We start from the raw sequence: 10,455 nt of genomic DNA on the forward strand, positions 1-10,455 counted from the left end.
TATGATTAGACTGTTTTTGATGAATCTCTTACTATCCTTTATTTGGGTAGCACTTACAGGATCCATGTATTACACCAACTTTCTATTTGGTTTTATGCTCGGTTTTGGTATCCTGTGGATCATGAATAGACATGACAGCGATCAACGTTATTTCTATCGGGTACCAAAAGTATTGGGCTTTGTCCTTTATTTTTTCTTACAGGTCGTCAAGGCCAACCTACAGGTAGCCTATGATGTGATGACACCCAAATATTTTATGAAACCGGGCATTGTACGGTATCCCTTGAATGCTCGTACGGAGCTAGAGATAAACCTACTATCAACAATGATTTCATTAACCCCGGGTACATTAATTGTAGATATTAGCGAAGACAAGAAGATTTTGTATATCCATGTGATGTATCTCACAGATCCAAAAGCTTTTGTCAGAGAAATGAAAACCGGGTTGGAAAGAAAATTATTAGAAATACTACGATGAACTTAGCTGCATATTTCGACTACTTTATACTGCCTATTTTGGCGGTTTCCGTCATTTTGGTATTTATTCGTTTAGTAAAAGGCCCCCGTGTTGTGGATCGGGTTATTGCGCTTGATCTCATTATCACGATAGGTATCGGAATTATAACGGTATTTACCATACGGTCACATCAAAAGGTACTGTTAGACGTAGCCATTATCTTGGCACTGATTGCCTTTCTGGGGACCATAGCTTTTTCCTATTACATAGAAAAACAGAACAATGATTGACATTATACTTGCCATATTAAGCACCATAGGTGCATTAGCCATCTTTTTTGCTTCTTTAGGGATATTACGGATGCCGGATTTCTATCTCCGTCTTTCGGTTACCGTGAAGGCGGCGACTTTAGGCGTAGGACTCTTATTATTATGTGCTGCCATCCTCTTCCCCGATATCTCTGTAACGACGAAAGCCATTGCCATTACATTTTTTCTGATTATCACGTCACCTATCGCCGCCCATATGATAGCGCGTGCGGCCTATTTCACCGGCACACCCTTGTGGAAGGGAACGATAATTGACGAACTCGCCGGCATGTATAACAAGGATACGCATACGCTGGAGAGCGATCCGCAAGAGAAGAAAGAAGATTTTACACCGGAAACCGACCAGATCGCCGATACGGAGGATGAAACTAAATAATAACGGATTTTCGCTTTCTGAATTTTGCCTTGAGATAAGGATACAAAAACACGGCCGACAAGACAATAACAGCACCGATATAAAAACCCGTGCTCATCGTTTCTTTATCACCGAAGATCAACAGAGCAATTAATATTCCATACACTGGCTCCATATTGGTCGCCAAGGCGACAGCAAAAGCAGATAGCTCTTTCATGATCGAGACACTTAATGCATAAGCCAGTGCCGTACAGACACTACCTAATAATAAAAGATAAGCCCAATCCTGTGCCGATAAGATCAATTCTGCGGAAGACTGTCCTCCAATAAGCATAACCAAGGATACACCGATGAACGCACCAATCATTTCGTAAAAGGTAATGATCGTCGGGCTATGCTTTCTGACCATACGAACATTGAGAATAGCAAATATACCGGCACAAAATGCCGCCAAAAGACCAAAGACGATACCTTGTATATACTGAAATTCAAATTTGAAGATGAGGTAGATCCCAAAGATAATAATGACACCTACTGCGACATCTGCCAGCGAAATCCTTCGCTTGTTGAAAATCGGCTCCAGAATTGCCGTAAATAATGTTATTGCCGACAGCGTAACTAATGCAACAGATACTGTTGACACTTTGATGGCGTGAAAGAAAAGTACCCAGTGCAAGCCTACAATAAGCCCAACACCTAAAAACTTCAGCAGGTCGCTCGTTGATACCCCGATCGGCTGCTTGATGAATCGAAAATAGATAAGCAATGAAAGCGCAGCTATGATGACCCGGAACCAAACCAAAGGTAGGGCCGATACGGTGATAAGTTCACCTAATACCCCCGTAAATCCCCATATAAGCACCGTAATATGGAGTAGAAAAACATTCCGTTGACGCCCTGAAAACATAAAAAATATAGCTTATTTTGGCGCTTTATACAATAGTATCAGACCGACCAACAAGAAAGTCACATTCGGGATCAATACGGCGAGCAAAGGATGCAGTCCTCCCTTTAATGCAAACATCGTTGAAAACTGATTAAAAACAAGATAGGTAAAGCTCAAACCTATTCCAATACCTAAACTCAGGCCGATACCGCCACGCACTTTCTTGGAGGACAATGACACCCCCATCAGCGTTAGAATAAAGGCCGAAACGGGATTGATCCAGCGCTTGTACTTTTCCAGCAACAGCTCACTCATCATTCCTGTCCCTCGGATCTCTTCTTTTTTAATACGCTCATTCAACTCATCGGTAGTTAAGGCCGTGAAAATATTCTCATATACCTCAAAATCCTGGGGTCGCATGTCTAAGGTCGTATCCTGTTTTTCCCCTTTAACCATTTCTTCTTTCAGGCCGTTGATAATACGATTCGTGTAATTCTCCATGCGCCATTTCCCCGATACAGAGTCCCACGCAACCCGATCCGCCATCAGCTTCTCTTTCAGTTCCAGGCCATCAAACTTTTCCAGAATAAAATTATAGCCAATCGACCGCTGGGTGTCAAAATTATCAATATACACATACGTATTACTGTCAATCTGCATGTGCGTTGAGGACGTTGAAGAGCTCACCTTTTGCGGGTGTACATAAACATTCTCGAAATTTACCTTCTCTTTATTCGTAAAGGGTATGATATATAAATTCGATATTAAAGTAAAAGCAAAAATAATAAATGCGGAAATCATATAAGGCCGCAGAAAACGGTTAAAGCTCATACCACCACTGAGGATAGGTACGATTTCGGTCTGGTCGGCCATCTTGGAGGTAAAAAAGATAACGGCGATAAAATTTATCAGCGGGGTAAGCATGTTTAAGAAAAAGGGAACACTACCTATTGCATAATAATGAAAAATCACCTGCGTCATTGTCGCTTTGTTCTTTAAGAAATCGTCCAGCTTTTCCGAAATATCGAAAATAACGATTATGACCACGAATATTCCTACCGTAAACAGGAATGTCGTCAGGTATTTCTTAATAATATAACGATCAATAATATTCATAGCCGCTGTCCTAATACCTTTACCATCTTTTCTTTCCAATCGTAGAAGCTTCCATCGATGATTTTCTCACGCGCCTGCCGCACTAGCCACAGGTAAAAATGGAGATTATGCAAGGAAGCGATCTGCGCCCCCAATATCTCTTGTGACTTGATAAGATGCCTTAAATAAGCCTTTGAATACACTTGGTCAGTCCTTAAATCGCTCTCTACTTCTAGGGGTGAAAAATCATCTTTCCACTTCTCATTTTTGATATTGATGATACCTTGACGGGTAAAAAGCATGCCGTTTCGCGCATTGCGGGTGGGCATGACACAGTCGAACATGTCAATCCCTAAGGCAATGTTCTCCAGGATATTGATCGGCGTCCCTACCCCCATCAGATAACGTGGTTTATCCTGCGGGAGAATGTTGGTCACCACTTCTGTCATCGCATACATTTCCTCCGCCGGTTCGCCAACCGAAAGCCCACCTATGGCATTGCCATCCCTTTCGAATGAAGCAATAGTCTCTGCAGACTGCATACGCAAATCTTTGTAAACGGACCCTTGTACGATTGGAAACAGCGTTTGGTCGTATCCATATAACGGCTCTGTGGCATCAAAACGGTCGCAACATCTTTTGAGCCATCGGTGCGTCATGTCTACAGAACGTCGGGCATACTGGTAATCGCAGGGGTAAGGTGTACATTCATCAAATGCCATGATAATATCCGCACCGATAATACGTTGCGTATCCATCACATTCTCCGGTGTAAACAAGTGTTTTGAACCGTCTACATGCGATCGAAAGGTCACCCCTTCTTCCTTGATCTTGCGTACTTCTGTTAAGGAATAAACCTGATAGCCGCCCGAGTCTGTCAGTATCGGTCGAGTCCACCCATTGAATTGATGCAAACCTCCCGCCTTATTCAACACGTTCAATCCTGGACGCAAGTATAAATGGTAGGTGTTTCCCAAAATAATCTGGGCCTCGATATCTTGTACGAGTTCATGCTGATGTACAGCCTTAACGGTACCCGCCGTACCCACCGGCATGAAGATCGGTGTCTCGATCGAACCGTGTGCAGTCTCCATTAATCCAGCACGTGCTTTTGAAAATGTATCTTGAGCCTGAAGCGTAAATTTCATACCGTCTAAATCAGCTGCAAAAATACGAGAAAAATCCGAGCTACGGTTATTTGGATGACTTAATTAGTAATTCTTAACGATTCCCCGATGAATATGAAAAGAACACCTTATCTTTGACCCATTACTATGAGTCTACAGTTAAGTATCGAAATCGATCTACCGGTGATAGCCTATGCATTATTGGGCATACTCACCTTTATACAGCTCTATTACATTCTTTTTGTCTACGGTAAACTGGCTTTGTACAAAGTTAAATCCTACCAACAGCAGATTACCCTTTCTCCCGTTTCTGTCATTATCTGCGCACGCAACGAACACGATAACCTGGAAAAGTTTTTACCCGTCGTTCTCACCCAGGATTACCCCGACTTTGAGGTCATCGTGGTTAACGATTGTTCATCCGATGAAAGCAAGTGGTTATTACAGGGACTGGAAAAAGAATATGCACATCTCCGGATTGTCGAAATCAAAGAACATATCCAACTTAAACACAGCAAAAAATTTGCCCTGACTTTAGGGATCAAGGCAGCCAAACACGATAAACTAATATTAACAGACGCCGATTGCCAGCCGGATAGCAATCTTTGGCTAAAAGAGATGAGTGGTGCATTTAATGAGGGAAAAGAGATTGTTTTAGGCTATTCGCCTTACTTTAAAACTGAAGGCTTCCTCAATAAGGTTGTCCGCTTCGAAACTACACACACGGCCATGAGCTATCTTTCCTACGCGCTCAAAAGAAATACCTATATGGGCGTAGGTAGAAATTTAGCTTACACCAAAACGTTATTTTTTCGAGGAAAGGGTTTTAATGCACATATGCATATCAAATCGGGAGATGATGATCTCTTTGTGAATAACAATGCGACTCCGACCAATGTCAATTTATCCATACATCCGGATGCACACGTCTATTCCGAAGCAAAAAGCTCTTGGAAGGCCTACAACAAACAAAAGGCACGGCATGTCGGCGCTTCGACATTATATAAAAACAAGCATAAAAGGATGCTCGGCACGCAATTGATTTCCGCAGTCTTGTTTTATCTGATGGTTATTGTATGTCTGTCTCTATCCCCTTCGCTTTGGTATTTTGGGGCAGGCGCTTATCTTTTACGGCTCATAAGTCAACTTATCGTATTTAACAGTATCTATAAAAAGCTCGCCGTAAAGGACCTGCTCATTTGGTTACCGCTATTAGACCTCTTTTACTATTTTTATATTTGTATCAACGGCTTATTTAACCGACATAAAAAACAAGCCTCCTGGAAGTAAGACAAAAGCAGTATGGTAAATCCAACAGTAGACATTATATACCGATACTTCCCACATTTAGGGAAACAACAAAAAGAACAATTCGCTCAATTAGGTGATGTTTACCCTTTTTGGAATGATCAGATCAATGTGGTATCCCGTAAAGATATTGAAAGCCTCTACCTGAAACACGTATTGCATTCACTCGGTATTGCAAAGTTTTTGACGGCGCTTGCTCCGGGCACCCGGATATTGGATGTAGGTACTGGCGGTGGTTTTCCCGGTATTCCCTTGGCTATCTTGTTTCCGCAGGTTGAATTTCATCTGATCGATTCGATCGGAAAGAAAATCAAGGTGGTGAATGAGGTAAGCAACGCGCTGGAACTTAAAAATGTCAGAGCAGACCACATTCGTGCAGAACAACTGCACGAAAAATATGATTTCGTCGTCTCACGGGCCGTAACAAGATTAAGTGAATTTCTTCCCTGGGTGAGGAACAAATTTGATCGAAAAGATAGAAATGGCATTCCCAACGGTATTCTCTACCTAAAAGGTGGAGATCTACGCGAAGAGATACAAGAAGCCAGGGCAAAAGCTGCTGAGCTTCACCCATTATCTGCTTATTTTAAAGAAGACTTTTTTGAGACAAAATATCTGGTGTATATCCCCGTATAGGTTCTTTTATCAAATATTATAGCCGTATTTTGCTGGTTTTTCTATAATCTCTTTCATAGAGACTAATTTATAAACATACGAACCGGTTTCGCCATTTAACGCCAGCTGATAATAGTTATTTTCGTTTTGCCGCCGCATAGACGACTTGAGTCTACCCTCACCTAAATTATAGGCGGCAGCTACTAAAGTCCAATCACCAAATATTGTATACAGACGGTTTAAATAGCGAGCCGCTGCATGCGTGGATTTAACCAAATCCTTGCGCTCGTCAACATTTCCATTGACCTTCAAACCGAATAAACGGGCTGTTGCCGGCATAAATTGCCAATAGCCACCGGCACCACGATGAGAACGTATACGTGGATTGAGTCCACTTTCGACTAACGGGATATATTTAAAATCTTCCGGAATATCATGAGACTTTAAAATTTCGGCTATTTTGGGCAAATGCTTCTCCGCTTGTTGGTGCAACCGATAAGATTGATGCTTTTTGAACGAGAACATAGCCAGATACTTCTTGAGCTTTCTCTTAACCTTTTGATTTTCGATGGGTAAGTTCTCGTCAGCAAAAGCGATTACCGTATCATCTTCTTCCGATGCAATGGCGTTTTTCTTCTCTTCTACTTTCTTTTCCGCAAATTCAATCAACTTCTTTTTGTAGGGATCTTCTATAGGATCTACGTGTGGTGTAGAGTATAATCTTGACAAAACGAATAATGACAAGACGAACCCGGTACATAAGATTTTCTTTTTTATCATTCACTCCCTTAATGCTATTCCTTCCACGATACGCCGTTCAAAAAATAGCTTGGTTCATTTATGAATTGTCAAAGGTAAGTACTATTTATTTAAATTACAAACACTTACAATATGCTTAATGACCACCGCCCCTTCAAAACCGACTTTATACACCTTAAAACGCAGAAAAGTGCGAATGAAAAAAACTTCCCTTTTCCGAAAGATTTCCGTACCTTTGTACCTCATTTTGATATAAAATCATGCCATTCAAAAATCAACGGAACAGTCGTGAGGACAACTCCAGAAAACAGCGAGGCACCTCTACCCGCTTCAAATCCCAAGGTCAATCCAGCAGAAAAAGTTCACCTTTTAAAGAGGGTGACTCATTCGGTAAGGAAGAAAACAAGACCTACGGAAAGCCGTCAAAATTCAGCAAATCACCAAAAAAATTCACGGATCGTCCAGGTAAGTTTGGTGCAAGTAAGAGCAAGTTTTCCGCTAACAGATTTGATAAAGCAGAAAACGGCGAAAGCAACTTCAAGAATTCCACAAGAGGTAAATCATTTTCTACTCGAAAAAGGGTGACAACAGAGTTAGAGGACGATGGGCTGATTCGTTTGAATAGATATATTTCCAATGCAGGTATCTGTTCCCGCCGCAAAGCGGATGAACTTATCACTGCGGGTGTAATTTCTGTCAATGGTGAGATTGTCACCGCATTGGGAACAAAAGTGGATCCGGCAAAAGATGAAATACGTTATAACAATGAACGCTTGAAGCGCGAAAAGATGGTATACGTACTGCTCAATAAACCGAAGGATTATATCACCACGACCGATGATCCACAGGAAAGACATACCGTCATGCATTTGGTTGCTAAAGCGACAAAAGAAAGAATATATCCTGTGGGCCGTTTGGATCGCAATACGACAGGTTTATTATTATTGACCAACGATGGTAATCTCGCAGAGAAATTATCCCACCCCAGAAATAGCGTTACCAAACTATACCGGGTAGAATTAAATAAAAACCTGAAACAAGGCGATTTCAACAAAATTGAATTCGGTTTGGAGTTAGAAGATGGTTTCATTAAGCCCGACGATATCAGTTATGTTCAAGGGGCTTCAAAAAGTGAAATTGGCATTCAGATACACAGTGGCAAAAATCGTATTGTAAGACGTATATTTGAATCGTTGGGTTATGAGATCGTTAAACTGGATCGCGTGGTATACGCCAACCTTACGAAGAAAGATCTGCCACGAGGGCGATGGAGATACCTCGAAGAACGAGAGCTGATACAGTTGAAACATTTTGTGAAGTAATCATAATTAAATTAACAAAACTTAGGTATGACTGATCCTAAATCACTTACATCCGTAGCTGAATTTCATAAAACATTTCAGCATCCTATATTAGATCATCCACAAATACCTTCGGAAGCACGCTGTAATCTTCGTGTTGCCTTAATAGCCGAGGAGTTGGAAGAACTAAAGGAAGCTATTCAAGCTCAGGATATCGTTGAAATAGCCGATGCGCTATGCGATATTCAATATGTTCTATCCGGAGCTATATTAGAGTTTGGATTAAAAGACAAATTCAATACACTCTTCGAAGAAGTCCAGCGCTCCAACATGAGTAAAGCGTGTAAAGATGAAGCAGAAGCTATTGCTACACAGGAACATTATCTCGCCAAAGGCGTACAGTCTTATTACAAAGAAGTCGATGGCAAGTTTTTGGTCTTTCGGGAGGGAGACAACAAGACGTTAAAGTCTGTAAATTATTCTCCAGCAGATCTGAAATCTATTCTGGAGCAATAAGTATCAATTGTAAAAAACAAAAAAAGCGACCGATGAGTCGCTTTTTTTTGATCGATTATTTCTGAAGCATCTTACAAGCCGAATGTAAAAGCATAGTCTGCAGTAATACGAATAGTCAATTCCTCAGTAATCGCTTCTGTAATATCAGCCTGCAATACGTATTCAAAATTCTGCTTGCTAAACCAACTCTTTATATCGACAGATCCACCGTTAACCGGAACTTCTAAATGTGTAGTTTCATCTTCGATAGTGGTCTGTGCTACAAGCTCAGCATCTTCGACTTCCTTTTCCTCCGCATTTACTTTTACATAGATCTTAGAAAAGTTTTGAAAATTGTTACCATCCTTAGCCCCCTTAGTTATTTCAGCCGATATATTAGTCAAAGTAATCGCCTTAATCTTACTTAAATCAGCATCGGGTGCATTCTCTTTGATGACCTGTTCCAACGATTTTTCAAATTGTTCACTGCCAATCGTTATTTGACTACCTGTCTCCTCAGTGGGCTCAATAACGATCTCAATTGCCTCTCCCTTCAAGTCAAAGTCAAATTTTATCAACTCTTTCAACTCCTCACAAGAAGAAAATGCAAACATAGATAGCGTCATCGCTACAACGCCAAGCTTTTTAAATACTCTTTTCATAACAAATTAATTATTAGTTTTATGAGCAAAAGTACAAAAAAAACTAATACACTAGTACGATTTATACAAACTTCCTTGTTGTACCCCTCTTTCTTCCAGTCCTTTATCAATATACGTCTGTATACGGGATTTTGGATAGCCCCAATTGGGTGCAATCAGCAGTTCCTTGTCGGCAATCCCAAATATCCGTTGGATGATAATATCCTCGCGTAAAAGTGGAATAAACTTCGCCAAAAAGTCGGTATACTCTTCGATACTGAATAATTTAAAAGGCTCCTTTTTATATTTTGCACCCATGATAGAACCCTCCACAATATGAAGATGGTGGAGTTTCACGAAACGGATTTGAGGATGTTTGTTAATTTCTTCTGCATACCGAAGCATCATTTCTTCTGTTTCCCAAGGAAATCCAAAGATCGTATGCACACAAAGCTCTAATGACGTATTGGCTAACATCTTCATGGCCGCTAAAAATTCATCATGTGAACAGCCTCTATTTATACGTTCCAAAGTGTCATTATAAATAGATTCCATTCCCATTTCCAGATCGACATCCAAACGATCAGTATAGGATTCCAATAAGGCTATTTTCTCAAAATCTAAACAGTCGGGACGTGTTCCTACAGAAAGCCCTAATGTATTTTCAGGATCAATACTCAAGGCTTCATCATACATCATCTTCAGCAGATGTGTAGGAGCATAGGTATTCGTATTCGGCTGAAAATAGATAATAAACTTCTCAGCACCGTAACTATTCTTTGCTCGCAATATCCCATTCTCTACCTGCTCACGAATAGAAGGTATCTTACGAGCCGTATCCGGCGTAAAGGAATCAACATTACAATAGGTACAACCACCGTATCCTTTCGAGCCATCTCGATTTGGACATGTAAAGTTACCATCTACAATAACTTTAAATACCCTTTGCCCCTTATACTTTTCTTTCAAGTATTTCCCATAGTGGTTGTACGGTTTTACACCGTTATCTAATAAAGTTCCCATTATATATGCAAAGATAAGAATTCGTAAACAAAAAAAGCCCCAACAGTTACCTGCTGGGGCTTCG

Annotated in this window: 13 protein-coding genes; 7 read left to right on the plus strand and 6 right to left on the minus strand. The window is 40.8% G+C overall.

Annotation, left to right across the window (positions count from 1 at the left end):
* Position 1 precedes the first annotated feature (1 nt).
* The 3 genes from G5B30_RS15885 to mnhG are packed head-to-tail and all read left to right on the plus strand — an operon-like array spanning position 2 to position 1,162.
* Complete coding sequence (locus G5B30_RS15885) at positions 2–478, plus strand: Na+/H+ antiporter subunit E (protein ID WP_165320996.1); 477 nt, start codon at positions 2–4, stop codon at positions 476–478.
* The gene (locus G5B30_RS15890) at positions 475–747 is read left to right on the plus strand and encodes a monovalent cation/H+ antiporter complex subunit F (protein WP_165320997.1); all 273 of its coding nucleotides are present in this window, start codon (positions 475–477) and stop codon (positions 745–747) included. Before G5B30_RS15885 ends, G5B30_RS15890 begins: the two co-directional genes overlap by 4 nt.
* Positions 740–1,162 (plus strand): monovalent cation/H(+) antiporter subunit G, encoded by a 423-nt coding sequence (gene mnhG / locus G5B30_RS15895; RefSeq protein ID WP_165320998.1) that lies wholly within the window; start codon positions 740–742, stop codon positions 1,160–1,162. Before G5B30_RS15890 ends, mnhG begins: the two co-directional genes overlap by 8 nt.
* On the opposite strand, the gene G5B30_RS15900 is transcribed toward mnhG, so the two are convergent.
* From G5B30_RS15900 to tgt, 3 genes are read right to left on the minus strand one after another with little or no spacing between them, the layout of a single operon-like run.
* Positions 1,155–2,048 carry a DMT family transporter gene (locus G5B30_RS15900; RefSeq protein ID WP_165320999.1) on the minus strand — a complete coding sequence of 298 codons (894 nt, stop codon included), beginning with the start codon at positions 2,046–2,048 and terminating at the stop codon, positions 1,155–1,157. The two genes, mnhG and G5B30_RS15900, sit on opposite strands and share 8 nt — an antisense overlap.
* Before the next feature lie 12 nt (positions 2,049–2,060).
* Positions 2,061–3,143, minus strand: coding sequence for an LptF/LptG family permease (locus G5B30_RS15905; protein ID WP_165321000.1), 1,083 nt, complete (start codon positions 3,141–3,143; stop codon positions 2,061–2,063).
* Positions 3,140–4,270 carry a tRNA guanosine(34) transglycosylase Tgt gene (tgt, locus tag G5B30_RS15910; protein WP_165321001.1) on the minus strand — a complete coding sequence of 377 codons (1,131 nt, stop codon included), beginning with the start codon at positions 4,268–4,270 and terminating at the stop codon, positions 3,140–3,142. Before tgt ends, G5B30_RS15905 begins: the two co-directional genes overlap by 4 nt.
* A 126-nt stretch (positions 4,271–4,396) precedes the next feature.
* On the opposite strand from tgt, the gene G5B30_RS15915 reads away from it, so the two are divergent.
* Both G5B30_RS15915 and rsmG read left to right on the plus strand, forming a co-directional pair.
* Entirely contained in the window at positions 4,397–5,539 is a 1,143-nt protein-coding gene (locus G5B30_RS15915) for a glycosyltransferase (protein ID WP_165321002.1), read from the plus strand.
* Between the two features lie 12 nt (positions 5,540–5,551).
* The gene (rsmG, locus tag G5B30_RS15920; RefSeq protein ID WP_165321003.1) at positions 5,552–6,193 is read left to right on the plus strand and encodes a 16S rRNA (guanine(527)-N(7))-methyltransferase RsmG; all 642 of its coding nucleotides are present in this window, start codon (positions 5,552–5,554) and stop codon (positions 6,191–6,193) included.
* A gap of 9 nt (positions 6,194–6,202) precedes the next feature.
* Here the strand turns inward: rsmG and G5B30_RS15925 are convergent, their stop codons facing one another.
* A complete protein-coding gene (locus tag G5B30_RS15925) occupies positions 6,203–6,901 on the minus strand; it encodes a lytic transglycosylase domain-containing protein (RefSeq protein WP_240903242.1) in 699 nt (232 codons plus the stop codon).
* A 290-nt stretch (positions 6,902–7,191) separates the two neighbouring features.
* Here G5B30_RS15925 and G5B30_RS15930 point away from each other — a divergent pair, with 290 nt between their 5' ends.
* Both G5B30_RS15930 and G5B30_RS15935 read left to right on the plus strand, forming a co-directional pair.
* A complete protein-coding gene (locus G5B30_RS15930) occupies positions 7,192–8,253 on the plus strand; it encodes a pseudouridine synthase (protein WP_165321005.1) in 1,062 nt (353 codons plus the stop codon).
* Positions 8,254–8,280: 27 nt separating this feature from the next.
* A complete protein-coding gene (locus tag G5B30_RS15935; protein ID WP_165321006.1) occupies positions 8,281–8,748 on the plus strand; it encodes a nucleoside triphosphate pyrophosphohydrolase family protein in 468 nt (155 codons plus the stop codon).
* A 71-nt stretch (positions 8,749–8,819) separates the two neighbouring features.
* Here the strand turns inward: G5B30_RS15935 and G5B30_RS15940 are convergent, their stop codons facing one another.
* Together G5B30_RS15940 and G5B30_RS15945 are read right to left on the minus strand one after the other, a co-directional pair.
* Positions 8,820–9,389, minus strand: coding sequence for a hypothetical protein (locus tag G5B30_RS15940; RefSeq protein ID WP_165321007.1), 570 nt, complete (start codon positions 9,387–9,389; stop codon positions 8,820–8,822).
* 51 nt (positions 9,390–9,440) lie between these two features.
* On the minus strand, positions 9,441–10,391 hold the full coding sequence (locus G5B30_RS15945) for a TIGR01212 family radical SAM protein (RefSeq protein ID WP_165321008.1): 951 nt from the start codon (positions 10,389–10,391) through the stop codon (positions 9,441–9,443).
* Positions 10,392–10,455 lie beyond the last annotated feature (64 nt).

It is taken from the genome of Sphingobacterium sp. SGG-5 (assembly GCF_011043525.1).
Lineage (GTDB): Bacteria > Bacteroidota > Bacteroidia > Sphingobacteriales > Sphingobacteriaceae > Sphingobacterium.

What these genes read in the sequence shown, in the direction of transcription:
- G5B30_RS15930 (WP_165321005.1), top strand. Translation starts at nt 7,192, where the DNA reads ATGCCATTCAAAAATCAACGGAACAGTCGTGAGGACAACTCCAGAAAA.
- G5B30_RS15890 (WP_165320997.1), top strand. Translation starts at nt 475, where the DNA reads ATGAACTTAGCTGCATATTTCGACTACTTTATACTGCCTATTTTGGCG.
- tgt (WP_165321001.1), bottom strand. Translation starts at nt 4,270, where the DNA reads ATGAAATTTACGCTTCAGGCTCAAGATACATTTTCAAAAGCACGTGCT.
- G5B30_RS15940 (WP_165321007.1), bottom strand. Translation starts at nt 9,389, where the DNA reads ATGAAAAGAGTATTTAAAAAGCTTGGCGTTGTAGCGATGACGCTATCT.
- mnhG (WP_165320998.1), top strand. Translation starts at nt 740, where the DNA reads ATGATTGACATTATACTTGCCATATTAAGCACCATAGGTGCATTAGCC.
- G5B30_RS15915 (WP_165321002.1), top strand. Translation starts at nt 4,397, where the DNA reads ATGAGTCTACAGTTAAGTATCGAAATCGATCTACCGGTGATAGCCTAT.
- G5B30_RS15900 (WP_165320999.1), bottom strand. Translation starts at nt 2,048, where the DNA reads ATGTTTTCAGGGCGTCAACGGAATGTTTTTCTACTCCATATTACGGTG.
- G5B30_RS15885 (WP_165320996.1), top strand. Translation starts at nt 2, where the DNA reads ATGATTAGACTGTTTTTGATGAATCTCTTACTATCCTTTATTTGGGTA.
- G5B30_RS15905 (WP_165321000.1), bottom strand. Translation starts at nt 3,143, where the DNA reads ATGAATATTATTGATCGTTATATTATTAAGAAATACCTGACGACATTC.
- rsmG (WP_165321003.1), top strand. Translation starts at nt 5,552, where the DNA reads ATGGTAAATCCAACAGTAGACATTATATACCGATACTTCCCACATTTA.
- G5B30_RS15935 (WP_165321006.1), top strand. Translation starts at nt 8,281, where the DNA reads ATGACTGATCCTAAATCACTTACATCCGTAGCTGAATTTCATAAAACA.
- G5B30_RS15945 (WP_165321008.1), bottom strand. Translation starts at nt 10,391, where the DNA reads ATGGGAACTTTATTAGATAACGGTGTAAAACCGTACAACCACTATGGG.